The following is a 24,224-nucleotide window of genomic DNA, read 5'->3' as shown; positions in this document are numbered from 1 at the left end:
CCTTATTTTAGTTGTAAATAATCTACTACTGGATGACTAAACTTTTTACAGCTACATCAACAGCCATAATATTGAAAGACGTCATTTCCTCTACCTCATACTTTACCTGCTCCTGTAGTCTTTCCATCAAAGGTCTAATTGGGTTACCATAAATAATTTTTACATCTAGCTGAATAATTAATCCTGCATGCATGTTGGTAATATCTACATTTTCTACCTTATATACCCCAATAATTTTGTTTGCAGTATACAGCACAAGTTCTCTAATCACTTTATCAGATATGGTATACTTGCCCATATAACTAAAGGTTGGCCGAACAACTGATCTTTCTTCCAACTCTTGATGCTCTCCTTTTCCTAACTTTCTTAAAACTCTTAAAGGATTTAAAAAATATCCAGAAAAATCTTTTTTTATTTCAAAGGTAGGAACAGGAATGACGTGCTTCCCCTCTTTATTTCTAACTTTTTTAGCTAACTTAATTTCTTCTTCTGTAGCGATATCTTGTATAAAAACCTTCTCTGTAATTTCTCCAAGTTCCAAGGTTTTTACTATGGCATTCACCATTTTTTCTGAGGTTCCTAAAACTAAAATTTCTTCTGGGTTTTCTTTTTTTAGAGCTTTCGTTACCTCTTCCTTATGGTTCTCCGACAAAAACAACGCTCTTTTAACAGCAGCCATTTTGGACTTCTCTCGTTTTGCCGAATACCCAGCTACCACTTTATTACCTTTAATCAGCAAACCATCATCTATAATATAATTAATCTTCTTTATTTTTGATAGATGGACGGCTTGATAGCTTTTTCCAGTCCCACTAGAACCTACTAATACAACTACCTTCATAAAAAACCCCCTAAATAGATACCACTGAAAACCCTTTTTCAATGTCCCTCTTATCATCACTTTTACTTATTTTAACATAGTTTATTTATTTTATACAGCAGCATAATTAAAATGAAAATCATTATATTTTGACGTTTTTGTCCAAAAATTTCATTTATTTGTTGATTATATTATTTTCTCCTTGATATAATACTAATTGTAGGAAAGCAAACTATACATATTGAAGAGGAGGAATTGACCATGGCTTATGTAATTAATGATTCTTGTATTAACTGTGGAGCATGTGAACCAGAATGTCCAGTAGATGTTATCTCAGCTGGAGACGACTTATATGTAATCGACGCTGAAGGATGTATTGACTGTGGTGCTTGTGCTAACGTTTGTCCTGTAGATGCACCTGTTCAAAAATAATTTTAGTTGACTGAAAAGTGGTGGCACATGAGGTTGTACTGCCACTTTTTCATTGCACTTTTTCATTGCATTTCTTCTTGCTCTTTGCTTTTTTCTTTGTGGAGCATGTCCAACTTCACTAAAAATTTTAATATTGCCTTTTCTTCATTAAAAGAAAAATCGTTTAACAACGAAAAAAGTATTTTCTTCTCCTTATCGCTTATTTCACAAAATGCCTCTTGCCCCTTTTCTGTTAAACTCAAAATTTGCACTCTTTTATCTCTTTTCGACTTTGTTTTTATTATAAATTGTTGCTGTAATAATTTATTAATAATCGTTGCAAAGGTATTGCGATCTAGACCCAAATCATCAATAATCTCATACATCTTTTTTTCCTTATCATCCCCCAATGCCTTTAATACAAGAATATCTGTTATAGATAACACTACACCATTAAGGAGAATCCCATTTCTATCATAGAAAATAGTGTTTTTTATTAATTTGTACAAATATTCATTAATTTCAATATAATAATTTCTCATCCCATCACCTTTTTAAATCATTATTGTTATATAGTTTTTGCTATAAATATTTCATATCCCCTTGCCGTGCCAACAGGATACCATCAATCTATAGTTTTCTTAAGTATATCTTATTGTTAATTAATTGACAATCCTCTTCTCTTTTATCTGTTCTTTTAAAAGCAAAAAAGAATAAAACAAAAGCGACCTTCCTCCCTTATGAACTAGGAATTTGTGTCACTTTCTTTTACCATGCTTTTATAAGTTTTCTTGGTTGCTCAACAGATAAGATAGTATAAACAAACTATCACTTAGATGGACATTTTCAATAATAACATGTTCTGGCACTCTAAGATCTATAGGTGCAAAATTCCAAATAGCTGATACACCTGCTTTGATAAGTTTATTTGCTATATCTTGAGCAAACTCTTTTGGTGTACAAATAATACCTATATCTACCTGCTTTTCATCGATAAAACCCTGTAATTCATCAATATCAAATACTGGCACATCTCTAATCTTCATGCCTATCAACTTAGGGTTGGTATCAAATAAGGCTAATAATTTAAAACCATATTTTTGAAAATTCGTATAGTTAGCAATTGCCTGACCCAAATTACCTGATCCTATAATCACGGTTCTATAGGTAATGGTTAGTCCTAAAATCTTTTGAATTTCTCTATAAAGTTCCTCAACATTGTAACCATACCCCTGTTGACCAAAACCGCCAAAGTTATTTAGATCTTGTCGTATTTGTGAGGCGGTAAATCCCATCATAGCGCTTAGTTCTTTTGAAGAAATTCGATAAACTTCTTTGTCTATTAATTCTTTTAAATACCTGTGATATTTCGGTAATCTACGTATCACTGCCATAGATATGCTTTTATAACTTTTTGCCATGCAATCGTCTCCCACTATTAGTTTTTAATCCTCTATCTTTTCATAAAAGAAGAAATGTAAAGTTTTCTTTATATAAATTAGGTATGTACTGAGTTATTCTACATCTACAAAGCCTTTAAAATTCTTTTCCCTAATCTTTATACCAGTTTTTTATTCAATATAACAAAAAGTTTTGTGTTGTACACTTCATTATCTAGCTTACAACAAATAAACCTTTCTATATTAGTGTATTATAACAAAAAATTTTTTTAGTGTAAATCTTTTATTTAACAAAGTCTTCTAATTACTATATATTCGGTTTACCTTTATTATTTCCACTTTTTTTGCTAAACTATTATTAAAATATAAATTAATTATAGATACATTCATAAAGCGTAAAAAAACTTGATGAATATAGCAATAATTTTAGGAGGACATTATAAAAATGATTGTATTATCTTGTAATAATATATCAAAATCTTTTGGTGTTGATTTAATTATAAAAAACATTACTTTTAGTATAAACAAAGGAGAAAAAGTAGCTTTAGTTGGCATGAACGGTGCTGGTAAATCCACTCTTTTTAAAATACTTTGCCAACAACTTTCCTATGATGATGGTGAATTGTATGTAGCCAAATCTACCAGAATCGGTTACCTAGAGCAGAACAACATTTTAAATCTATCTCATACGATCTATGATGAGGTAATCTCTGTATTTTCTGATCTGGTAAAAATGGAAGAGAAGCTCAGAGACTTAGAATATAACATTGCAGAGTTAGGAAAAAACCCAAACTCTTCTAAAGCGTTAGAAACCTCCATGCAAGAATATGCCACAATGTTGGATACTTTTAACCAAAAAAATGGCTATGGCTTCCGCAGTGAAGTAAGAGGCGTCTTACGTGGACTGGGTTTTACTGAAGAAGAATTCCATCAACCAATTCTACATCTCAGTGGTGGACAAAAAACTAGAGTTTCTCTTGCTAAGCTATTGCTGTCAAAGCCAGATCTTCTCATGTTGGACGAACCAACAAACCACTTAGATATCGAAGCTGTTGAATGGTTAGAAGGGTTTCTTAAGGACTATAACGGCACAATCTTAATTATTTCTCATGATAGATATTTTTTAAATCAATTAGTAAATCGGGTCATGGAGATAGAAAACCATCAGTTAGAAAGCTATCATGGTAACTATACAGAATTTACGAAAAAAAAGCAAGTGATTCGAGAACAACAATTAAAAGAATATGTAGAGCAGCAAAAAGAAATAACCCGTCAAAAAGATATCATTAGACGATTACATCAGCATGGCACGGAAAAATTAGCGAACCGTGCCAAAAGTAAGGAAAAACAGTTTGCTAAAATAGAGGAAATCTCTCCCCCGCCAAGTCAGCAGGGGAAGGCAAAAATGCAGTTTCAAGCAGCTGTAAAAAGCGGCAACGATATACTCAGCATTGAAGGTCTTGGTAAATCCTTTGATGATACAGCACTGTTTCAGAATATAAGCTTTGATATTTATCGCGGGGAAAGGGTAGCATTGATTGGTGCCAACGGTGTAGGAAAATCCACGTTGTTTAAAATCATTTTAAATAAACTTCAAGCTACAGCAGGGGATTTCCGTCTAGGTCATAATGTCTACATAGGCTATTACGATCAAGAACAAGAGGGCTTAAATCCTGACAAAACCATTATTGATGAAGTCTGGGATGAGCATACCTATATGGATCAAACAGAAGTAAGAACCCTTTTAGGTTCCTTCTTATTTAAAGGAGAAGATGTTTTTAAAACAGTATCTACTTTAAGTGGTGGTGAAAAGGCAAGATTATCTCTTTTAAAACTGATTTTATCTAAAGCAAACTTGCTGTTATTGGACGAGCCCACCAATCATCTAGATATTGACTCTAAAGAAGTGTTAGAAGAGGCTCTTTTACAATATGATGGTACTATCTTTGTCATCTCTCATGACCGCTACTTTTTAAATAGAGTAGCTACCAAAATTGTGGATTTAAACTGTGATAGCGCAGAAACTTTTTTAGGCAACTATGACTACTACGTAGAAAAGAAAAAGGGTCAGTTTTTTGAAGAAGAAGATGTTCCTACCAAAACCAAAACCCAGTTGAAGGAAGAGCGCCGTAAAGAAAAAGAAGAGCGGGATCGGGCTCGGCAGTTATCTAAAAAACGTGAAAAAATAGAAGAGGAAATCATGACACTAGAAGAAAAACTATCTCAGTTGGAGGCCTTGATGTGCCAAGAGGAAGTTTATTCTAACCCTGACAAAAGCAAAGAAATCCATCAAGAAACTGTCAAAGTGAAAGAAAAAATCAGTGAACTTTATGAGCTATGGGAGATGAGCGAAGTATAAAGATGCTTCAATTGACGGCTACTTCAATCTATTAGAAGGAGTTCACTTTATGTTAACAAAATTTTCGAGGCATATTCTATAGAAAAACAGCATATACTATAGGGAGGAAGTATATCCACATTCATCCACAAGATTTCCACAGTTTCCACAGAGTTATCCACATGTTTACCCCTTACAATAGGCTTATTTGATACTTATCCACATTTATAACAGGTTTGTTTTTTATTTATGTGTATAATTTGTATAAATCAAAAAAAATAAAAACCCTTCTCTATACCAAGAGCAGGGTTTTTCATTAACATAAAGTTTGCTATCATTCCTATCATATCCTTATGTAAAAGATCCTTATGTAGAAACTATTGTTGTTGTGATTCTTTTGCTAATTTTTGTATAGTACTTTTAGATTCTTTGTTTTCTTCTAGTAGTGCTTGAATCACGCCATGCATTTCATCAATTAATTCTAAGAGTGCCTTTTTTTCCATAGATCTGTCCACTTTTTTCATCCATGACAACATTTCCATATAAACTCTCCCCCTATTGTATTGGTTTGTTCACTTCATTATATCATAGGAGGAGTGGTGGCTTATACAAGTAATCTTATGTAGTTTTAGTAAATTTTTCAAATATTATGAATGTACCTCTCCAATTTTTAGGTTCGGTACGCCATTTAGACTCAAACTTGATCGGTAACCTCTGATATAGTTGTAGTATCCTACGCAACCAATCATAGCAGCATTATCTGTACACAACTGTAAAGAAGGGTATTTTAAATCTATTCTCTTTTCTTCTGCTTTGTTTTGCAACAATTCTCTAAGACCGCTATTGGCAGCTACTCCTCCAGCCAAAACAATTTGTTTCGTCTCTTTTTCTACAGCACAGGCTATCGTTTTTTCTACTAATATTTCAATAACTGCCTGTTGAAAACTAGCAGCTACATCTTCTACAGAAATTGAGTTTCCTTTCATTTTTTGAGAATTGAGGTAATTCAACACAGCAGATTTTAATCCACTGAAACTAAAATCATAGCTTCCTTCCTCTAAATACGCCTTTGGAAAAAGGATGGCTTCTTTATTCCCCATTTTTGCCAGTCTGTCAATTTGAGGACCACCAGGATACCCTAATCCTAAGGCTCGAGCTACTTTATCAAAGGCCTCGCCAGCAGCATCATCTCTCGTCTTGCCTAATACTTCATAACTGCCATAGTCCTCCATATACACCAAGTGGGTATGTCCACCTGAAACAACTAAGCATATAAAAGGGGGTTCTAATTCTTTATGTTCAATAAAATTTGCATAAATATGACCTTCTATATGATTTACACCATTTAAAGGAATTCCCTTTGCAAAGGCAATCGCTTTTGCCGCCGACAGGCCCACCAATAACGCTCCTACTAGTCCAGGACCATAGGTAGCGGCTACATGAGTAATATCGTCAAAGGAAACCTTCGCCTCCTCTAAAGCCTCTTCTATAACCATATTAATATTTTCAATATGTTTCCTAGAAGCTACTTCTGGGACAACACCACCAAATTTTTGATGTTGTTCTATTTGTGAAGCAATAATATTAGATAAAACGGTTCTACCGTTTTTTAGCACACTAACAGAAGTTTCGTCACAGCTGCTTTCAATGGCCAGAGTAATAACATCCTCTTTTGTAGTATCAATAGGCATAGTACTTCTTCTCTCCTTTTTTTCTAAGATTACATTTTTTAAAATCTTATCTATTTAGATTATCCACTATTTCTATATTGATTACATTAGCGTTAACTTAAACCATAACTTATCATCATATTGATTATATATTAGTTGCAAAAATTTTGCATTTGGAATTTTTTAAATTACTAGTTTTCCTTGATTTTGTTTATACTATTTATAGAGTTTATTTAACTTTGCTTTTTTATTTTGATCTCTTCTTTTATAAAGGAGTTGATGATGATGGCTAGAAGACATCGAACTGCTTCCCCTGAAAGAAGCTTAACCCAACGATTGGGCAGCGAAAACATTATGCCTGATGGTATGCTTTATCCCGTTGATGCAACTGATTTAGCTGTTTTTCAAGTAGAAAAGGGAAGAAAATCAAAAAATAATAAAGCCAGATAGACAAATCGATAGGAGCTTACAGCTTCTATCGATTTAAATATTTTTATCTCCAAGTTTCTTTTCATCTAAAATAACTTCTCCATCTCGAAAACTTATAATTCGCTTTGTCCTTTCAGCAATTTCCTGCTCGTGGGTGACAATAATGATTGTAACACCATCATGGTTCAGCTTTTCAAACAACTCCATTACCTCTTGCGTAGCCTTTGAATCAAGGTTGCCGGTAGGTTCATCTGCTAAAATAATCGCAGGGCGATTTACTAATGCCCTGGCCACTGCCACCCTTTGTTTCTGGCCCCCTGATAATTCATTTGGCTTATGATGCACGCGATCTGCTAATCCTACCTTTGCTAATGCCTCCAGTGCTCTTTGTTTTCTCTCTTTTCCTGATATACCTGCATATAGCATAGGAAGTTCTACATTTTTTAAGGCAGAGGTTCGGGGCAATAGGTTAAAGGATTGAAATACAAATCCTATTTTTCTATTACGGATTTCTGCTAACTCGTAATCAGATAAATCTTCTATTTTTTCCTCATCTAGTATATACAATCCAGAAGTTGTTCGATCTAAACAACCAATAATATTCATAAAGGTGGACTTTCCAGAACCTGATGCTCCAGTAATAGCTACAAACTCTCCTTCTTCAATTTCTAAATCTACATTTTTTAGTGCCTGTACAGCTATACTGCCATTTTCGTAGACTTTGTTTAACTCTTTAACAGTAATCATCATAACACCTCACTTACTCATATCTTAGAGCCTCAATAGGGTCTAGCTTTGATGCCTTCTTAGCTGGATATACGCCAAAAGTGACTCCTACCACTGTTGAAAAAAGAAAAGCTAAGACAATTGTATTCTTTGACAGAATAAAGGGTAATCCTAGAAAATTTACGATACCAAAGCTAATCATACCTCCTGCTGCCAAACCCAACATTCCTCCAAATACAGAAAGAATAACGGCCTCTACTAAAAACTGAAATAGAATCACAGAAGACTTCGCCCCTATAGCTTTTCGAAGACCGATCTCCCGAGTTCGCTCTGTTACTGATACCAGCATAATATTCATAATTCCAATGCCACCTACTACTAAAGATATAGCAGCGATACCAGATATTGTTGCCGTCAAAAATCCTAGGCCTTCAGTAACTTGGTTAAACTGGTTTTCACGGGTATTTATTCGATACATGTTTTTTTCCTTACCTCTTCGTTCCAACAAACTCAGCACTTTATCCCCCACCATCCCTAGGTTTAGTTCCTCTTGGGCCTGCAGGGTAAATCTAGGATATCTATCAATAGCATTCATCCTAGACGCTACTGATATTGGCATGTAACCGTAGGCATAATTTCCTTGAGCCATATTCAAGATAGCAGAGTCCGACAGTTTATCCACACCTATAATCATCAATTCGGTAGTATACCATCCAGTGGTAAGTGTCACAACTTCTCCGATACAATCAGTGGAACCAAATAAGTATCTTGCTGTCTTTTCATCAATAATCATTACATTTCTTCTCCCCAGCAAATCCTCTTCCGTTAGAAACCTGCCTTGAAGAAGGTCCACCGTCTCCACTTCATCATAGTTATGGTTTACTCCGTACATATCTATGCTCATTTCCTTCTGCTCATACTGAATCGTCATCCATCTTCTTACTTCAGCTGATACGGCTACTACTTCCCTTTCCATTCTATCGATAGCTGCTATATCATCATCACTGAAATAGTCCCGATAAACCACTGGTCTTTCAGTATTATGATTTAGGCTGGCTGTTAATTTCCCTCTACCATATTTATCAAAGGCTCCCGTCATATCCGCTTGAGCAGCATTGCCTAAGGTGGTAATCACCACCACTGATAAGATTCCTATAACCAAGCCTAATATCGTTAGGCTAGAACGCATTTTATTTGCCCAGATGCTTTGCAACGCTATCTTAAAGGTTTCTATTAATAACATTTTTCTACCTTCCTTTTAAGAACAAATTTCCTACTCATATCTAAGAGCTTCTATTGGGTCCATTTTTGCAGCTCTATTGGCAGGGTATACACCAAATACCATACCTATTGCCATCGCCAGCAATGAAGCAAGCATCACTTCCTTTGCGCTGATAAGAGGTGGCATATTTAAAAGAAAAGAAGCACCAGCTCCTAAAACAAAGCCCAGACAAATTCCTATAATCCCTCCGATTAAGGATATAATAGAAGATTCTGTTAGAAACTGTAACAGTATTGTACGCCTCTTTGCCCCTATAGCTTTTTTAATACCAATTTCCCGTATTCTTTCACTTACAGAAACCAACATGATATTCATAATGCCAATCCCCCCCACCAATAAGGCTATTCCTGCAATGAAGGATAACACTGTTGTTATGGTATTAATGACACCGGTGATGGTTTGCATCATTTGCTCAAGGTTAAATACCGTATACATGTCTTGATTATTATGTACCCTCTCCAATAATCTTACTACCTGCTGACCTATGCGGTCCATATCCTCTCTATTGGTAATCTTTAAGTTTACACCATAGTATACAGTTTGATTGTAAATCCGCATAATTGTTGTAATTGGTACATAAACCTGTGCTCTGCCATCATTCATCGTGCCACTGAAAAAGTTTTCTTCATATTTCGTAATTCCTACCACATGAAAGTCCACTGGACCCCTATAGCTATTTAATGTGACAGTTTCCCCAAGAACATCCATCTTTCCAAATAGTTCTCTTGCCTCTTTTTCAGAAATCACTATACTATTGCTATAGTTGTCTACATCACGATCAGTGATGAATCTTCCTTTAATCATTTCAACGTTTGTAATAACCTGACTATCGGCATTTGCTCCTATTAAGACGACATCCATATGTTGATTTTGAACACGGATAGAGGACCAGTCCTCGTAAAGAGGGGTAATAGCCTCAATTCCGTTAATACTGCTAATTGCTTCTATATCTCTATCATTTAAGTAATCCCTCAGCCTCATTTCTCTCTGGTTGTCCCAATTCATATAGATCATTAAGCGATTGGTTCCAAACTGTTCCATACTCTTTTGTATTTGATACCTTCCTCCATTACCTATAGCCAATATGGCTATTACTGCAGCAATACCAATAATGATACCTAGCATGGTTAGAAAAGATCTCATCTTATTTGCCCAAATGGTAGAGAAAGCTAACCCAATATTTTCTAATAGATTCATAACAATCCTTCCTTATTTTTATTTCCTCTCATTTACAAGAACCTTCATTCCTTCTTGCAGATCCATCGAAGGGTTTAAAACAATTTTTTGGTCTACTTCTAATCCCTCAATAATTTCTATTTCAAAATCAGACTCTATGCCGGTTTGTATTTCTACCCTATGTAAGATATCCTCCTCTACTACAAAAACAGTCTTTGCACCATTTGCTTCTGTCATAATAGTATCAAAAGGCACCAACAAAACATCTTCTTGCTGTTGGTTGATGATCTTTGTTTTTACAGTGAACCCGGGCTTTAGTAAGTCATCTGTCTCTTCCACCTTAATGGTTACAGCAATCACTGTCTCGGTTGTCTGACCTGTAGATTCTCTTCTGGCTACAGGAGCTATTTTTTCTACAACGCCTCTAAAGGTTTTGTCTGCTACCGCATCTGTTTGAATCTCTACCTCTTGACCTAACGCTACTTTAGCAATGTCATATTCGCTTACCTTAATCTCAATTCTTAAATCCTTTGTATTGGAAATAACAAAACTAGGATTAGCTGGATTGGCAATACTTCCTGCCTCCAGATGCACCGCTGTAACAACCCCATCTATGTGGCTAATGATTTTATTCTGCTGCTTTCCCATCTTCTCTTGTATTTCACGAATTTCTAATTCTGTGATGGCGATTTTCTTTTGCATCCTTTGAATATCAAATTCAGCAGAAACTCGCTTTTCTTTTATTTCTTCATAGTCTCTTAAGGCATCTTCATAAGCTCTTTCTTCATCTCTATAGGCTTGTTGCGGTATAGCCCCATGGTCATACAATTCTTTACTTCTTTCTAACGATGCTTTAGCCTCCTCTACTAAGCTAAAGCTTCGCTCTATTCTACGGCGATGTTCTGCAACAGCTTCTTCTTGATCCCCTTCTAACTTTGCTAGTTCAATTTTCTCCATTCCCAGCATCTTTTTCTTAATTTCTAGTTGATTTCCTAAATCTTCGCTATCCAGTGTGGCTAATACTTGTCCAGCTTTTACAAAATCTCCTTCTTTTACTTCCACAGAGACCACCTTCACATTGGTTTCTGTATAAATCGTCTGTTTCTCCACTTCTTCTAATACACCATTTGCTGGCACTGTTACGGCTATCGCACCCTTCTGTAGGGCAAATACATCTACAAAAGCCCTCTGTTCTTTACCCCTCATGGCAGTAACTGTTACTATTGCAGCCACCATCACCACCGCTGCTACTACAACAATCATCATTTTCTTCTTCCACTTAGTTTTTGACATTTTCTTTCCCCCTAAGTTTCCTCCTTAAATATCCTTCCACATAATCAAAGCATCTTCACCATTGTCACTGTAGTACCCAGGCCTTATGCCGCAGGCTACAAAACCTAATTTTTTGTAAAGATTTTGAGCAATCATGTTGGATTTTCTAACTTCTAGAGTTATTCGATCAATCCTTTTCGTACCTACTTCCTTCATCAAAGCCCTTACAATTTCTTCACCAATTCTTCTTCCTTGAAAGTTTGGATGAACTGCTATATTTGTAATATGCCCTTCATCTACAACCATCCAGATGCCTCCATACCCAGCTACCTGACCTTCCCAAGTAGCCACCATATAAAGTGCCAACTTATTTTTCTTTAGCTCTGTTTCAAAGGCTCCTCTCGTCCAAGGAATAGGAAAACATTGTTTTTCTATTTCTACTACACTAGGAATATCCTTCATCAGCATTTTTCTTACCACTAATTTTTCCATCATTCATTAACCCCTATTTCGCTCTTCCCACTGCTTTTCTGCTTGGGACTTTCTCATATACACCGGCAGAACCTCCGATGCCTTTTTCAATTCTCCCTTTTTTACTTTTTCTCTAGCTAATTCTCCTATGGAAGAAGCCCTTGGCATAGTGACAATCTTTGGCGGAAATATTGCTAAGTCACCTAGTTCTCTGGTAATCTGCTCTTGAAATTTTTCCAAAGCGTCTCCAAGAAAAATTACTTCTTCTTTTCTACTTTTTAAAGTGTCTAGTAAATCTTCTATAGAAACAACATCTTCCTCCATAACTTTGGAAAGTTCTTGATGCCATTGATATAATCCCGTATATACCAAGTCCTGCTGTGCATCAATAATCGGACAAATCAACCCTTTACAATGTACTAAGTTAAAGGCTAGTCCCTCCAACGTAGAAACCCCTGCTACTGGTTTATCCAAGGCTTGAGCCATTGCCTTTATAGTAGCTAAACCAATTCTAAGCCCTGTAAAGGAGCCTGGTCCTAAGGCCACAGCAAATACATCGATGTCTTTGGGAGATACCTCACAACTTTTAAGGATTTCTTCTATCATAGGCATAAGTTTTTCAGAATGGGTTTTTTTATGGTTTATAATATATTCTCCCATCAATTTTTCATCATCTAGAACAGCTACAGTGGCTACTATGGATGAAGTATCTAAGGCTAGTACTTTCATTGTTGTAACAACTCCTCCACTAGTTTTTTATAATATTCATTGGTGGCCTCAAAACAGATTTCTCTTAGCTCTATATCCACGTAGTTTATTTGAATTTTCATATAATCCTTTGGCAAAACTTCTTGAATCAGATGTGCCCATTCAATGACACATACACCATTGCCATAAAAATACTCCTCATAAGGTATATCTTCCATTTCATTAATATTTTCTATCCGATATACATCAAAGTGGTACAGAGGTATTCTCCCTTGGTATTCCTGTAGAATCGTAAAAGTAGGACTGGTAACATCATCTTCTACCTCCAGTCCTATAGCAAAAGCCTTTGTAAAAGTGGTTTTGCCAGCCCCTAAATCTCCTATGAGACATAGAATATCCCCGGGCTTCACCAATCTTCCTAGCTTTATTCCTAAGTTTTTTGTTTCTTGTTCATTAAAAGATTTGATACATTTCATCAATACACCTACTTACTTTTTCTTTTTATTATATTCTTGTATATCTTCTTGCAAATTATGAGCGAATTCCTATCTCTCCATACTTTATTTTAACATAATTGAGTTTTTTATCCATATATACGACAAATTTTTTATATTCCCAATGAAAGAGATATAATTTAGTGCTTTTGACTTATTTTTTTATAGAATACCTTTTCTATGAAAGATCTTTCGTATACTATGTTGAGAAAATACTACAGGGAGGTACATCATATGAAAAAAATGTTGGCATTATTTTTGGGAGGTTCTTTATTAATTGGCTCTTTCGCCTATGCCTTTGCTTCGGAAAGTATACATAAGGAAGAGGATATTGTTATTGTGGTAGACATAGAAGATATGGAGGAAGCCTTTGAAGAGCTTCTAATCGTTGTAGAAAAGTTAGAATTAAGCGAAGAGGAGCTGGCGGAACTACTGGAGGAGATTTTAGAAGAACTAGATGAAGAGGAAAATGATCCAGTGATTGCTGAAGACAAAAAGAACAAAGAAGAAGTACTTAACAAGCTCCTGCAAAACCTATATAGGAAATTGCAACAATATGAAAAAGTCTACCATCGAGTAGCTGACCCAGCAAAACCAGCTATTCAAAAAAATATTGATAAAATACAGCTTAAAATTTTAAACTACACTACCGAAGAGATCCAAGAGGTTTTAGAAGAAGTAAAAGAGGATGGAGAAAATCTAGAGGCAAAGAAACAGGTGATTGATATAAAAGTAAAGGAAAAAAGAGCGTCTCAAAAAAATATTTCATCAGAATCTATTGAAAAGATAAGAAATGAAGATGCAAAAAATACAGTTGTATCTGCAAAGGAAAAAAATTCTAACGGTAATAATAGAAACAGCAATGCCAATGCTAAAGGAAGAAAAGACAACTAAAAAATAAGACTGCTGCAGCAGTCTTATTTTTTAAGAATTGGAGATATTTTTTTATAAATCAATAAAGTGGTAAAAGCCATTAATAGTCCTTTGAAAATATTAAAAGGTGTAATACCATAAAGTACTAAGGTTGGTACATCTACAATTCTGCTATTAACAACAGTTCCCATACGTATAATAGCATCAATCGGCATAATCCTTGAGTAAAAAGGAATAATTAAGTAGGTATTAGACAATGCTCCTGCAACGGTCATAACAACTGTTCCTACTAACACACCTATAAGGGCATGGGTTCTATCCTTTTTCAAGTGATAAATCATGGCTGCTGGTACTACGTAGGCTGTACCTACAATGAAGTTGGATAATTCCCCTACACCACCAGTAGAAGTCTTCGTTAAGAAGTGTAAAATATTTTTAACTAAGGTAATCATCACACCAGCTATAGGTCCTAATGCAAACCCTCCTATTAAAGCTGGTACATCACTTAAGTCAATTTTCAAGAACCCTGGAAAGATGGGTAGAGGAAAGTGTACGAACATTAAAATATAAGCTATTACTGCTAAAACCGACATCTTCACTAAGTTGGTGGTGGCAAATACTTTGTTTTTCTTTAAACTTACTGTTTTTCCTAGATTTTGCATAAATAACGCCTCCCTAAAAATTAATTATAAAAATAAATATTTAGGAGAATACAAAGAAATTTTTTTAATAAATAAAAAACGCCAAAAGATTTACTCTTCAGGCGTGTTGCGGCATTACAAAAACTTCTTGTATTATTCTTCTCCCATCCAGACTTTACTGTCGGTACTGGAATCTCACCAGTTCAATCGACAATACTGTCGACTCGCGGACTATCACCGCCGGTCGGGAATTTCACCCTGCCCTGAAGAAACAATTTTTATGTAGTTTTATTGAACTTATTATACACCTTTTTTTGATTTAGTGCAATACTTGATCAAATATTTTCTAAGACTTAGAAATCAAGCTGTTGCTTGTCTGCTTCATCAAGTAACAGAGACCTTGACTCCACGGCACTTTAGACTTAACAAAAACCAACTTACTTTGTTGACTCACCATGCAGTTTGCCATTTAGTTTTTTTAGTATTTTAATCTCTTGCTCTAGCGTGAACCTATACTTTTCAACGAAATAAGTGATGGTTATCAAAACAACTAGATAAGGCAAGAAGCTCAACATTCTTAACCCTTCCCTTGACATAATTTCTAGGATGCTAATTCCTGTAAAGTAAGGTATACTCAGCCCTATAGTGCTCTCTAATAATATCGCCATCGTCATCGCTACTGTCATGGCTATAAGTGAAGCCACAAAGGGAACCCTTATGATCAACCATGTTAACAATACAAAAGAAAAGTATTGCAATAAAATATGGATACCAAAATCAAAATCTTTTCTGACATAATAACAAACAGCCCCCTGAAAAATTCCTGCGATGAAGACCCGCCTTTTATCTGGTCTTATTCCTACTAAGATCAATCCCAAATAAATCAGTAGCATTGCCTCCGGTATAGCGTTGAAGATCACAACCTTTAAAGGCATTGTTTCCATGATAAAACCCCTTTTACCAAAATTTTCTCTACCTGACTTATTATTAGACGACTTTACTTTGAAAAAAGTTTCAAAAAATATTGTTTTACTTACTTTCTTTATATATATTTTTACAGTGAGTTTCTTTTACAAAGAAAATAAATACAAATCCTACTGCTGCAAAAATAAAGCAGTACATAAAAGCTTTTTGAAACAAAACTGTTGCTTCTAATACATCATGATAGCGATCAAAAATTCTTCCTAAAATTGGTGGTAGTATAGCAGCTCCTAAAAACCCTCCTATGTTTACAACTGAGGTAGATATTCCTGCAATACTAGGATGGTTCACTTCCTTCCCACATGCCCAACCTAACACAAAAGTCGAACACCCAACACCCATAATAAAAAATAAAGGATACAATATTTCTACTGGCGGCTTCCCCCCTCCTACAAAAACCAGTATTCCCCAAGTAACCACATAAATCCCACCGAAAACCAGCATAGGTAACTTTCTACTTCTCATAACATCTGAAATCTTCCCTATGACAGCACAGCCTAAAGATAGCCCTAGTATTGCTACCGTTGTGTAGTTTGGAGCAATCTGTCGTGGAAAACCATACACCTCTATCAAGTAACTAGGTCCCCAAGTACCGGTTAATGCCATAAAGGCGCCAAAAAAACCAGTAAAAGCAAGGAAAGGCGGCCAAGTTCTTTTGTTCAACAAGACCTTTATAAGCCCTTCTCCTAAGGGTGGTACCTTCATTGTCTGTCTTTTCTTACCTTCAACACTTTCAATAGTAGGCAGACCCATATCCTTTGGAGAATCTCTTACAATCAAATAGCATAGTAAAGCAACTACTCCACTAATAATACCGACAGCCACAAAAGTACTTCTCCATGTAAAATATGCTACCAGCATAGCAAGGGGTGTCTGAGCAAAAGCTCCCCCTAAGTTTCCTACAAAAGCGGTGATTCCTGACATAGTAGCAAATTCTCTTTCAAAAAACCACTGGGATTGTACCTTTAAAATAGCTATAAACACTACCGATACCCCTATTCCCACTAAAATTCTTCCTATAAAAGCTATGGCTATTGTCGGAGCATACCCAAATAGAATAGAACCTACCGCCGCTCCCAGGGTACCCAAAGTTACTGTCTTTCTGGCACCTAGTGAATCAGCTAAGATTCCTGAAGGAATTTGCATCACCATATAGGGATAAAAATAAGCAGAACCTAAATTAGCAAAAGTCGTACTGGTAATCTCAAATGCCTCTACCAATTCCTCTCTAACTACGGCTATAGCTAATCTATGAAAAAATACAATAACATATGCTATCACCAGTAAACCCCATACATACCACCTATAGGTCTTCAGCTTCTTTACTTCTTCTTCGGTCACTTATGCTTCTCTCCTTTGATCTGTTCTATTTATCAGACTTATATGTATACTAATCTCATTCTACCAAAAATATTCCTAGCATAAAAGCCAATAAATACGTATTGTTCTATTTTATTCCAGTATTCTTTATACGATCATCATAAGCGTTAACTTAATACAATTATTTCTAAATTTCTGCCGAACTGTCATCCTGGGCGTAGCGAAGGATCTTGGAATAACTAGGAACTTTGCTCCCCTCAGGATGACAAATTATGGTTTAGAACAAAGTCTTCCTTTGGAAGATTTAAAGGACGACTTTGTTGAAACCAATAACGGAAATTATAACTTATCCATAATTTATAAAGTTTATAATTTCCTATTGGTTATAAAAATAATATACCCGATTTGTCTAAAGACAAACCGGGTACTATAAAGGGGGGAGAATCGCTTGTAATTAACTTTTCTAATGCGTAAGCAACACCGTCTTCTGTATTAGATTTGGTAACAAAACCACTTTGATGCTTTACTTCCTCCGGTGAATTGTCCATCGCCACAGCCAAGCCTGCCACCTCAAACATCGCTAAATCATTAAAGTTATTTCCTATCACCATTACTTCACTGGAAGATATATTCATTTGATGCATTATATAGCTTAAAGCCTTTCCTTTAGATGTTCCTAAGTTCATTACATCTAGATAAATATCTGCAGAGCAAGTGATATATAATCTTTCAGCGTATTCATTTGCCAAGAATTTAAAAGCCTCTTCAATCCTTCGAGGTGCAGCAGAGTAAATGATCTTGTTTGGAGCCTTTTCTACTGAAAACTTATCCATCATTTTAGCTTTAAGCTTTTCAAGCTCCCAGTGTACCTTAACCATCTCTTCATCAAAGGTAATAACTTCGTCTTCGAAATAGCAGCTAATGGAATACCCATAGGCTTTACCATAATTTAAAATTTCCTGTGCTAATTCTAAAGGAACAACAGATGCGTAATGAGTTTTATTGGTTAAAGGGCATTTTACTACAGCACCGTTGGCAGCAATCACAGGTAACTGTAAGCCCAAATCTTTTACATAAGGATATAAAGATGCATAAGGTCTGCCACTGGCCAAAATAAATTGTATTCCTTCTTTACTGAAGTGCTGGATGATTCTTTTATTTTTTTCCGATACTTGATGATGATCATCCAGTAGTGTTCCATCCATATCAAGTACTACTAACTTATACTTCATATTGTTCACTCCTAATTCATCCCTGTCCATAGTAAGCATTTTTTCCATGTTTTCTTAGGAAGTGTTTATCTAATAGACCATCGCTGATGGCTTCAGTATCTGGTGAAAAAGATAATGTATAATAAGCTAACTTAGCTATTTCTTCCATAATTACTGCATTCTCCACTGCCTTTTGAGGATCTTTCCCCCAAGAGAAGGGACCGTGGTTTTTTACAAGTACTCCAGGAAAATAATTAGGATTTTTGTCTATAAGTTTTTCAATAATTACCTTTCCTGTTTCTTCTTCATAGTCTCCTTCTATTTCCTGTAATGTCATTTTTCTTGTACAGGGTATTTCACCATAAAAGTAGTCGGCATGGGTCGTCCCTAAGACCGGAACCCCTTTTCCCATCTGAGCCCAAACTGTGCTCCAATGAGAATGGGTATGCACTACACCCCCAATGTCAGGAAAAGCTTTGTAAAGTACTAAGTGGGTAGGGGTATCAGAGGAAGGTTTCATATCTCCTTCCACCTGATTTCCCTCCAAATCTACCACAACAAGATCCTTCAATGTCATTTCTTCGTAAGGCACACCACTGGGTTTAATAACAACCAGTCCTTTATCCCTATCAATCCCGCTTACATTGCCCCAAGTATAGGTGACAAGGTTGCGTTTTGGCAGCTCTAAGTTCCCTTGTAATACTTGTTCCTTCAATTTTTTTAACAATCCTTGACCCTCCTTAACTAAGCATGAAATAAAACTTTACTCTTTCCCTATTTGATTAAGGGCCATCATATTTTCTTTTAAGTTTAGATATACCTGCTTATATTGTTCATAGTACTTATCATACTTTTTGGTGTTTTCCAAATTGGGTTCAATGGTATCTTCAAAATCCAACCATGTAGTTATCACTCCCGGGTCCTTAATAACACCAGTAGCCAATCCTGCTAATAGTGCGTCTCCTAAGGGAGCCTCTACATCATTTTTTATGATTCTTACAGGACGTCCTGTAACATCAGCATAAATTTGCGGCCAAATCGTAGATTTTGAACCTCCTCCAACAAGAATCGTTTCTCGGTCTAGTACTGCATCGGTTTCGGCTACCATTTCCATGTTATGCCGTAAAGAATAAGCCACACCCTCCATAAAGGCTTTATATAGATGGGCTTTGTTATGAAATAAACTTAATCCAAGAATCGTACCTCTGGCATTGCTATCCCATATTGGACTTCGTTCCCCCATGAAATAGGGAAGTACTAATAAACCTTCTGACCCAGCAGGTACATCCTTGGCCTTTAATTCTAGCAGTGTATAAGCATTAATACCTAGACTCTCCTCTGCCGCCATTTCCTGAGCCCCGAAGATATCTCTAAACCATCGCACCACAGCTCCAGCAGTAGCTGCACCTCCAAAGGTATAGATAATCTCCTTTGAATCAATCGTATGGGGCATACTTACTAGCTTTGGAGAAAGGTTCGGCTTATTGGTAATAAAGCCCCAGCACATGGAGGTCCCTGTCATAGCCACATGATTTCCTTCACTGAAGGCACCTGCACCTAAAGTAGCCACAGGTGCATCCACACCACCACAGATTACTGGTGTGTCCACCTTCAAGCCAGTTTTTATAGCCGCCTCCTTTGTAATTCCTCCAACAATTTCGGTACATTCTACCAGACGTTGAGGAAAAAATTCTAAAGGAATACCTAGTTTTTCTATCATATCCTTAGACCATGTTCTTTCCTTTAGGTTGAATACCCCTCCAATATTTCCTGCTGAAGAATAGTCTACAGCCACCTCTCCAGTGAGCTTATAAACTAGATAAGGTGCTGGAGGCAGGAAGTATTGTATTTTGTCCCAGATATCTAGGTTATTCTTCATCCACAAGATTTTAGTAAAGCCGAAGTAAGAATTTACAGAGTTTCCAGTTACTTGAAAGAGTTCATCAAGATCAATATTCTCTTCTACCCACTTTACTTCCGCTTCTGCCCGTCGATCCATCCAGATTAAGCAGGGAGCCAATGGTTTCATGTCCTGATCCACAGGGATGCCAGATCCTCCGTATAAACTACTTATAGCTACCCCTTTGATATTCTCTGCTCCAACCTTAGATTTCTCCACGACTTCCTTGATGGTAGCGCAAGTAGCCTCCTCCCATGGTTCTGGCCATTGCTGCGCCCATGAAGGCTTTGGCGTTTCAACATCATAACCTCTGTAGCTATGGGCTAAAACCTTACCTGATGGATTTATTAAAACAGCCTTTGTACCTTGAGTTCCTATATCTACTCCGATTAGATACGCCATCTTTTCAACTCCTTTATCCCGTTATGGTTTTAATAAAACCTTTATAGCATCTGGCATTTGAGCCTTTTGGAAAGCTTCTACAAAATCTTCTAGTTTGTAACTATGTGTAACAATTCCCTCAGCAGTCACTAGCTTACGCTCAAACAAATCTATGGCAATCGGATAGGTATATGGAGATAAGTGAGAGCCTCTTATATCTAGTTCCTTTCTATCCCCAATCACACTCCAGTCGGTGGTAGTCTCTTTACCAAATACACTAAACTCTATAAATCTTCCTAGTTTTCTCACCATCTCCAGCCCTTGCGTTACCCCTATAGGAGAACCAGTTGCTTCGATATATACATCGCATCCATATCCGTCAGTTAGTTCCTTAACCTTTTTAACCGCATCTTCTTCCTTAGGATTGATACAAATATCTGCGCCAAACTTTTTAGCCATTTCTAACCTTTTTTCATTTACATCCAATACAATCAGCTTTTTCGGAGTTTTTAAGGCAATTAACTGTATCATACATAAGCCTAAAGTTCCTGCACCAGCCATAACCACCACATCTTCAAACTCAATATTGGCTCTTTGTACTGTATGAATTGCACAGCCCATTGGTTCAATTAAGCTGGCTTCCTCTGGTGTGACACCATCAGTAATTTTATGAATCTTTGATGTGCTACTGAATTTCATATATTCTGCCATTGCACCTTCAGCAACATCTTTTTGGAAACCATAGATATTATGTACTTCGCACATCCAATATTTTCCTGTTTGACAAAAACGACATTTGCCGCAGGGATTAATTTGATCTGCTGTTACCCTGTCACCCACTTTTAACTCAAATTTTTCTGCTGCACCTTCTCCCAGCTCTACAACCACACCATAAAATTCATGTCCAGGTATAACTGGAGCCTTTAGCCAAGGATCTTCCCCAGCCCAGTACATATCAGAACCATAGTAAGCCTTTACATCACTACCGCAAACGCCACAAGCTTCAACTTTAATTAGCACTTCTTCCTTCCCGATCTTTGGTACGGGAACCTCTTCTACTCGATAGTCCTCTGGACCATAGCATACAACAGCCTTCATTTTACCTGATAAATTTGTCATAACATCCTCTCCCCTTATAAATAGTTTATTTATAGTTGCTTTTAGCTGCTTATATAGAAATTTTAGTCTGACTTTCGTCTAGTACTATAATAGATTGCCACAAGAATAATTAATCCCTTGAAAACCCTCTGAACATAAGGAGATACCCCCATAAGGTTTAAACCATTACTTAAAACCCCCATCAACAGGGCTCCTAATAAAGTTCCTAGTATATGTCCACGGCCACCAGCAATATCTGTTCCTCCCAGTACAACCGCTGCGATAGCATCCAATTCAAATCCCACCCCTGCCATTGGCTGACCAGACATAAGCCTAGAGGTTAAAATAATACCACTAATACTAGCAGTAAATCCGCTTATAAGGTAAGCTATAATCTTATATCTCTTTACCTTAACACCTGATAAACGAACTGCTTCTTCATTTCCTCCGATAGCATAAATATATCTTCCCAGTGGTAAATGATTTAGAATCACATAAGCTAAAATATAAACAATGATCATAATCACTACAGGCATAGGAATACCTAAAATATATCCTCTTCCTATAAAAGCAAAGGATCTTGGTAAACCAGACAAGGGATATCCTCCTGTATATAATAAAGCCAATCCTCTTGGAATCTCCATCATAGCCAGCGTAACAATGATGGCGGGGATCTTAGCATAGGCTACAAAAATACCGTTTAGATACCCAATAAAAGCACCAAGTGCAATACCAATAATCACTGCCACTGTAGGAGGTAAGCCAGAGTTAATCATCATGCCCGCCATAATGGTGCCTGTAAAGGCCATCACTGAACCAACAGAAAGATCAATGCCGCCAGTTAAAATGACAAAGGTCATTCCTACAGCTAAAATTCCATTAATAGATACTTGTCTTGCTACGTTTACTAAATTAGATGTGGTTAAAAATTGCTCACTGATGATAGCCATAAATATACATAAACCTAAGAACCCCACCAAAGTTAGCATTTCTTGATTTTCAAATAATTCCTTCAGCTTTGAAGAAGGCTTATTATTTTTCGTTTCAGTTTTTTGAGTATTGATTTGACTCATTGCCAACACCTCCTGTTGCATAATACATCACTTCTTCTGAAGTAGCTGTTGTTCCGTCAATTTCTGATATCACTTTTCCTTTGTACATAACAACAATCCTATCGCTCATTCCAAGCACCTCTGGTAGTTCAGAGGAAATCATAATAATTGAAATCCCTTTATCTGCTAGATTGCGTATTAATTTATAAATTTCTTCTTTTGCTCCCACATCAATTCCCCGGGTAGGTTCGTCGAAAATTAGTATTTCACATTCAGTACTTAACCATTTTGCTAACACTACTTTTTGTTGATTACCTCCACTTAAATTCTTCACCTTTTGCCTCATGTGAGGTGTCTTTATCAGTAGGTTTTCGATGGATTCTTCAACAAGACTTTGTTCCTTCTTTTTATTAATAAAGCCATAATTGCCTGCAATCTTTTTCAATATGGACAGTGTAATATTGTTTTTAACGCACATATCTAAAACTAATCCTTGGGTCTTTCTACTCTCTGGAATCAAGCCAATGCCATGATCTAAGGCTTCAGCAGGAGACTTAATCTCTACCTTTTTTCCTTTTAAATAAACTTCCTTTTCTTCTACACCATCAGCACCAATTAATGCTCTTATGGTTTCTGTTCTTCCTGCCCCCACCAATCCAGCAATCCCTAAAATTTCTCCCTTTTTTAGGTGAAAGCTTACATCATTAACGATGCTGTTTTTCAGCTTTTTCACTTCCAGCAAAATATCAGCTTCTTTATTTTCCCATGAGGGTTTCTGTGGAAAACTATTAATGATCTCTCTTCCTACCATCATTTTTACAATATCTTGCTTTGTGCATTCTGTTATATCCTTTGTTGCAACCCATTCACCATCTCTTAAGCAGGTCATCCGATCCGCAATTTTAAAAATCTCATCTAGATGATGGGAAATATAAATCATCGTCACACCATTTTCTTTAAGCGTAGCTATTAATTCAAATAACTTATCTATTTCATTACCCGTTAAACTGGCTGTAGGTTCATCAAAAATCAATATCTTTGTATCTATGGCAATCGCCTTAGCAATTTCAATAAATTGTTGATTAGCAACACTCAATCTAGCCACTGGTTTGTCTAAATCAATCTCTGCATTTAATCTTTCCAGTACCTCACTTGCCTCTTTTTTCATTCTTTTTTTATCTAAAAGTCCGCCGCTTTTTTTAAGTTCTCGACCTAAAAAAATGTTTTCAACAGCACTTAGGTAGGGAATTAAACTAAACTCTTGATGAATAATACTGATTCCCAGCTGTTGTGCTTGTTTTGGATTTGTAAAATTAACTTCTTGACCATTGAATAAGATTCTGCCGGTAGTAGGTCTATAAACACCTGATAAAATCTTCATTAAAGTTGACTTACCAGCACCATTTTCTCCTACTAAGGCATGCACTTCCCCCCGTCTTATATCAAAACTTACACCATTAAGTGCTCGAACTCCAGGAAATTCTCTAGTTATATTTTGAATTTCTAAAATCTTATCCACTTATATCACTTTCCTTTCTATGAGCCCCACTGTGTTTATTGAAGCGCTCCT

The 24,224-nt window shown here is 36.2% G+C and carries 25 protein-coding genes and 1 riboswitch; of the genes, 4 read left to right on the top strand and 21 right to left on the bottom strand.

Going from position 1 to position 24,224, the window contains the following annotated elements; translation table 11 throughout:
* Positions 1–25: 25 nt before the first annotated feature.
* The gene (locus CACET_RS01705) at positions 26–841 is read right to left on the bottom strand and encodes an Asp23/Gls24 family envelope stress response protein (RefSeq protein WP_044823252.1); all 816 of its coding nucleotides are present in this window, start codon (positions 839–841) and stop codon (positions 26–28) included.
* Between the two features lie 240 nt (positions 842–1,081).
* On the opposite strand from CACET_RS01705, the gene CACET_RS01700 reads away from it, so the two are divergent.
* The gene (locus tag CACET_RS01700) at positions 1,082–1,252 is read left to right on the top strand and encodes a 4Fe-4S binding protein (RefSeq protein ID WP_044823253.1); all 171 of its coding nucleotides are present in this window, start codon (positions 1,082–1,084) and stop codon (positions 1,250–1,252) included.
* A gap of 62 nt (positions 1,253–1,314) precedes the next feature.
* On the opposite strand, the gene CACET_RS01695 is transcribed toward CACET_RS01700, so the two are convergent.
* Positions 1,315–1,773 carry a MarR family winged helix-turn-helix transcriptional regulator gene (locus tag CACET_RS01695; protein ID WP_044823254.1) on the bottom strand — a complete coding sequence of 153 codons (459 nt, stop codon included), beginning with the start codon at positions 1,771–1,773 and terminating at the stop codon, positions 1,315–1,317.
* Positions 1,774–2,010: 237 nt separating this feature from the next.
* A complete protein-coding gene (locus tag CACET_RS01690) occupies positions 2,011–2,652 on the bottom strand; it encodes a redox-sensing transcriptional repressor Rex (protein ID WP_044823255.1) in 642 nt (213 codons plus the stop codon).
* Between the two features lie 424 nt (positions 2,653–3,076).
* On the opposite strand from CACET_RS01690, the gene CACET_RS01685 reads away from it, so the two are divergent.
* The gene (locus CACET_RS01685; protein WP_044826170.1) at positions 3,077–4,990 is read left to right on the top strand and encodes an ABC-F family ATP-binding cassette domain-containing protein; all 1,914 of its coding nucleotides are present in this window, start codon (positions 3,077–3,079) and stop codon (positions 4,988–4,990) included.
* A 356-nt stretch (positions 4,991–5,346) separates the two neighbouring features.
* On the opposite strand, the gene CACET_RS20335 is transcribed toward CACET_RS01685, so the two are convergent.
* Together CACET_RS20335 and tsaD are read right to left on the bottom strand one after the other, a co-directional pair.
* Complete coding sequence (locus tag CACET_RS20335; RefSeq protein ID WP_158385941.1) at positions 5,347–5,511, bottom strand: hypothetical protein; 165 nt, start codon at positions 5,509–5,511, stop codon at positions 5,347–5,349.
* Positions 5,512–5,616: 105 nt separating this feature from the next.
* A complete protein-coding gene (gene tsaD, locus CACET_RS01680) occupies positions 5,617–6,660 on the bottom strand; it encodes a tRNA (adenosine(37)-N6)-threonylcarbamoyltransferase complex transferase subunit TsaD (protein ID WP_044826169.1) in 1,044 nt (347 codons plus the stop codon).
* Between the two features lie 264 nt (positions 6,661–6,924).
* On the opposite strand from tsaD, the gene CACET_RS20330 reads away from it, so the two are divergent.
* Positions 6,925–7,089, top strand: coding sequence for a hypothetical protein (locus tag CACET_RS20330; protein ID WP_158385939.1), 165 nt, complete (start codon positions 6,925–6,927; stop codon positions 7,087–7,089).
* A 33-nt stretch (positions 7,090–7,122) separates the two neighbouring features.
* On the opposite strand, the gene CACET_RS01675 is transcribed toward CACET_RS20330, so the two are convergent.
* Genes CACET_RS01675 through tsaE form a run of 7 tightly spaced genes read right to left on the bottom strand, consistent with a single transcriptional unit; the run spans position 7,123 to position 13,179 of the window.
* Positions 7,123–7,818, bottom strand: coding sequence for an ABC transporter ATP-binding protein (locus CACET_RS01675; protein ID WP_044826168.1), 696 nt, complete (start codon positions 7,816–7,818; stop codon positions 7,123–7,125).
* A 10-nt stretch (positions 7,819–7,828) separates the two neighbouring features.
* Positions 7,829–9,037 carry an ABC transporter permease gene (locus tag CACET_RS01670; RefSeq protein ID WP_044826167.1) on the bottom strand — a complete coding sequence of 403 codons (1,209 nt, stop codon included), beginning with the start codon at positions 9,035–9,037 and terminating at the stop codon, positions 7,829–7,831.
* 30 nt (positions 9,038–9,067) lie between these two features.
* Positions 9,068–10,273: an ABC transporter permease gene (locus CACET_RS01665; protein WP_044826166.1), complete on the bottom strand. Its 1,206-nt coding sequence runs from the start codon at positions 10,271–10,273 to the stop codon at positions 9,068–9,070.
* Positions 10,274–10,291: 18 nt separating this feature from the next.
* Positions 10,292–11,545 carry an efflux RND transporter periplasmic adaptor subunit gene (locus tag CACET_RS01660; protein ID WP_044826165.1) on the bottom strand — a complete coding sequence of 418 codons (1,254 nt, stop codon included), beginning with the start codon at positions 11,543–11,545 and terminating at the stop codon, positions 10,292–10,294.
* Between the two features lie 24 nt (positions 11,546–11,569).
* Positions 11,570–12,019 carry a ribosomal protein S18-alanine N-acetyltransferase gene (gene rimI, locus CACET_RS01655; protein WP_341411450.1) on the bottom strand — a complete coding sequence of 150 codons (450 nt, stop codon included), beginning with the start codon at positions 12,017–12,019 and terminating at the stop codon, positions 11,570–11,572.
* A 3-nt stretch (positions 12,020–12,022) separates the two neighbouring features.
* Positions 12,023–12,724: a tRNA (adenosine(37)-N6)-threonylcarbamoyltransferase complex dimerization subunit type 1 TsaB gene (gene tsaB / locus CACET_RS01650; protein WP_044826164.1), complete on the bottom strand. Its 702-nt coding sequence runs from the start codon at positions 12,722–12,724 to the stop codon at positions 12,023–12,025.
* Positions 12,721–13,179, bottom strand: a complete 459-nt coding sequence (tsaE, locus tag CACET_RS01645; RefSeq protein WP_201774970.1) for a tRNA (adenosine(37)-N6)-threonylcarbamoyltransferase complex ATPase subunit type 1 TsaE — start codon at positions 13,177–13,179, stop codon at positions 12,721–12,723. Before tsaE ends, tsaB begins: the two co-directional genes overlap by 4 nt.
* Positions 13,180–13,431: 252 nt before the next feature.
* Here tsaE and CACET_RS01640 point away from each other — a divergent pair, with 252 nt between their 5' ends.
* Positions 13,432–14,091, top strand: coding sequence for a hypothetical protein (locus tag CACET_RS01640; protein WP_044826162.1), 660 nt, complete (start codon positions 13,432–13,434; stop codon positions 14,089–14,091).
* A gap of 23 nt (positions 14,092–14,114) precedes the next feature.
* On the opposite strand, the gene CACET_RS01635 is transcribed toward CACET_RS01640, so the two are convergent.
* From CACET_RS01635 to CACET_RS01595, 9 genes are all read right to left on the bottom strand, one after another.
* On the bottom strand, positions 14,115–14,732 hold the full coding sequence (locus CACET_RS01635; protein ID WP_044826161.1) for an ECF transporter S component: 618 nt from the start codon (positions 14,730–14,732) through the stop codon (positions 14,115–14,117).
* Positions 14,733–14,863: 131 nt separating this feature from the next.
* Positions 14,864–14,986, bottom strand: a riboswitch (FMN riboswitch).
* A 162-nt stretch (positions 14,987–15,148) separates the two neighbouring features.
* Positions 15,149–15,655, bottom strand: a complete 507-nt coding sequence (locus CACET_RS01630; RefSeq protein ID WP_044826160.1) for a hypothetical protein — start codon at positions 15,653–15,655, stop codon at positions 15,149–15,151.
* A gap of 85 nt (positions 15,656–15,740) precedes the next feature.
* On the bottom strand, positions 15,741–17,033 hold the full coding sequence (locus CACET_RS01625) for an MFS transporter (protein WP_044826159.1): 1,293 nt from the start codon (positions 17,031–17,033) through the stop codon (positions 15,741–15,743).
* Positions 17,034–17,395: 362 nt separating this feature from the next.
* Complete coding sequence (locus tag CACET_RS01620) at positions 17,396–18,244, bottom strand: Cof-type HAD-IIB family hydrolase (RefSeq protein ID WP_048407516.1); 849 nt, start codon at positions 18,242–18,244, stop codon at positions 17,396–17,398.
* A gap of 16 nt (positions 18,245–18,260) precedes the next feature.
* Positions 18,261–18,950: an L-ribulose-5-phosphate 4-epimerase gene (locus CACET_RS01615; RefSeq protein ID WP_044826157.1), complete on the bottom strand. Its 690-nt coding sequence runs from the start codon at positions 18,948–18,950 to the stop codon at positions 18,261–18,263.
* A gap of 36 nt (positions 18,951–18,986) precedes the next feature.
* Positions 18,987–20,525: an FGGY-family carbohydrate kinase gene (locus CACET_RS01610; protein WP_044826156.1), complete on the bottom strand. Its 1,539-nt coding sequence runs from the start codon at positions 20,523–20,525 to the stop codon at positions 18,987–18,989.
* A gap of 21 nt (positions 20,526–20,546) precedes the next feature.
* The gene (locus tag CACET_RS01605; protein WP_044826155.1) at positions 20,547–21,623 is read right to left on the bottom strand and encodes an alcohol dehydrogenase catalytic domain-containing protein; all 1,077 of its coding nucleotides are present in this window, start codon (positions 21,621–21,623) and stop codon (positions 20,547–20,549) included.
* Positions 21,624–21,685: 62 nt separating this feature from the next.
* The gene (locus tag CACET_RS01600; RefSeq protein WP_052661551.1) at positions 21,686–22,675 is read right to left on the bottom strand and encodes an ABC transporter permease; all 990 of its coding nucleotides are present in this window, start codon (positions 22,673–22,675) and stop codon (positions 21,686–21,688) included.
* Positions 22,647–24,173: a sugar ABC transporter ATP-binding protein gene (locus CACET_RS01595; protein WP_044826154.1), complete on the bottom strand. Its 1,527-nt coding sequence runs from the start codon at positions 24,171–24,173 to the stop codon at positions 22,647–22,649. The genes CACET_RS01600 and CACET_RS01595 overlap by 29 nt, the downstream gene beginning before the upstream one ends.
* Between the last annotated feature and the right edge of the window lie 51 nt (positions 24,174–24,224).

The organism is Clostridium aceticum (assembly GCF_001042715.1).
GTDB classification, from domain to species: domain Bacteria; phylum Bacillota; class Clostridia; order Peptostreptococcales; family Natronincolaceae; genus Andreesenella; species Andreesenella acetica.
Note: the sequence above shows the minus strand (reverse complement) of the source record. Positions and strands in the feature narration are given on the sequence as shown.

Coding starts and splice junctions, on each gene's coding strand:
- CACET_RS01600 (WP_052661551.1), bottom strand. CDS start 22,675: ATGAGTCAAATCAATACTCAAAAAACTGAAACGAAAAATAATAAGCCT.
- CACET_RS01635 (WP_044826161.1), bottom strand. CDS start 14,732: ATGCAAAATCTAGGAAAAACAGTAAGTTTAAAGAAAAACAAAGTATTT.
- tsaD (WP_044826169.1), bottom strand. CDS start 6,660: ATGCCTATTGATACTACAAAAGAGGATGTTATTACTCTGGCCATTGAA.
- CACET_RS01675 (WP_044826168.1), bottom strand. CDS start 7,818: ATGATGATTACTGTTAAAGAGTTAAACAAAGTCTACGAAAATGGCAGT.
- CACET_RS01630 (WP_044826160.1), bottom strand. CDS start 15,655: ATGGAAACAATGCCTTTAAAGGTTGTGATCTTCAACGCTATACCGGAG.
- tsaE (WP_201774970.1), bottom strand. CDS start 13,179: ATGAAATGTATCAAATCTTTTAATGAACAAGAAACAAAAAACTTAGGA.
- CACET_RS20330 (WP_158385939.1), top strand. CDS start 6,925: ATGGCTAGAAGACATCGAACTGCTTCCCCTGAAAGAAGCTTAACCCAA.
- CACET_RS01640 (WP_044826162.1), top strand. CDS start 13,432: ATGAAAAAAATGTTGGCATTATTTTTGGGAGGTTCTTTATTAATTGGC.
- CACET_RS01620 (WP_048407516.1), bottom strand. CDS start 18,244: ATGAAGTATAAGTTAGTAGTACTTGATATGGATGGAACACTACTGGAT.
- CACET_RS01685 (WP_044826170.1), top strand. CDS start 3,077: ATGATTGTATTATCTTGTAATAATATATCAAAATCTTTTGGTGTTGAT.
- CACET_RS20335 (WP_158385941.1), bottom strand. CDS start 5,511: ATGGAAATGTTGTCATGGATGAAAAAAGTGGACAGATCTATGGAAAAA.
- CACET_RS01695 (WP_044823254.1), bottom strand. CDS start 1,773: ATGAGAAATTATTATATTGAAATTAATGAATATTTGTACAAATTAATA.
- rimI (WP_341411450.1), bottom strand. CDS start 12,019: ATGATGGAAAAATTAGTGGTAAGAAAAATGCTGATGAAGGATATTCCT.
- CACET_RS01690 (WP_044823255.1), bottom strand. CDS start 2,652: ATGGCAAAAAGTTATAAAAGCATATCTATGGCAGTGATACGTAGATTA.
- CACET_RS01660 (WP_044826165.1), bottom strand. CDS start 11,545: ATGTCAAAAACTAAGTGGAAGAAGAAAATGATGATTGTTGTAGTAGCA.
- CACET_RS01705 (WP_044823252.1), bottom strand. CDS start 841: ATGAAGGTAGTTGTATTAGTAGGTTCTAGTGGGACTGGAAAAAGCTAT.
- CACET_RS01605 (WP_044826155.1), bottom strand. CDS start 21,623: ATGACAAATTTATCAGGTAAAATGAAGGCTGTTGTATGCTATGGTCCA.
- CACET_RS01700 (WP_044823253.1), top strand. CDS start 1,082: ATGGCTTATGTAATTAATGATTCTTGTATTAACTGTGGAGCATGTGAA.
- tsaB (WP_044826164.1), bottom strand. CDS start 12,724: ATGAAAGTACTAGCCTTAGATACTTCATCCATAGTAGCCACTGTAGCT.
- CACET_RS01670 (WP_044826167.1), bottom strand. CDS start 9,037: ATGTTATTAATAGAAACCTTTAAGATAGCGTTGCAAAGCATCTGGGCA.
- CACET_RS01665 (WP_044826166.1), bottom strand. CDS start 10,273: ATGAATCTATTAGAAAATATTGGGTTAGCTTTCTCTACCATTTGGGCA.
- CACET_RS01610 (WP_044826156.1), bottom strand. CDS start 20,525: ATGGCGTATCTAATCGGAGTAGATATAGGAACTCAAGGTACAAAGGCT.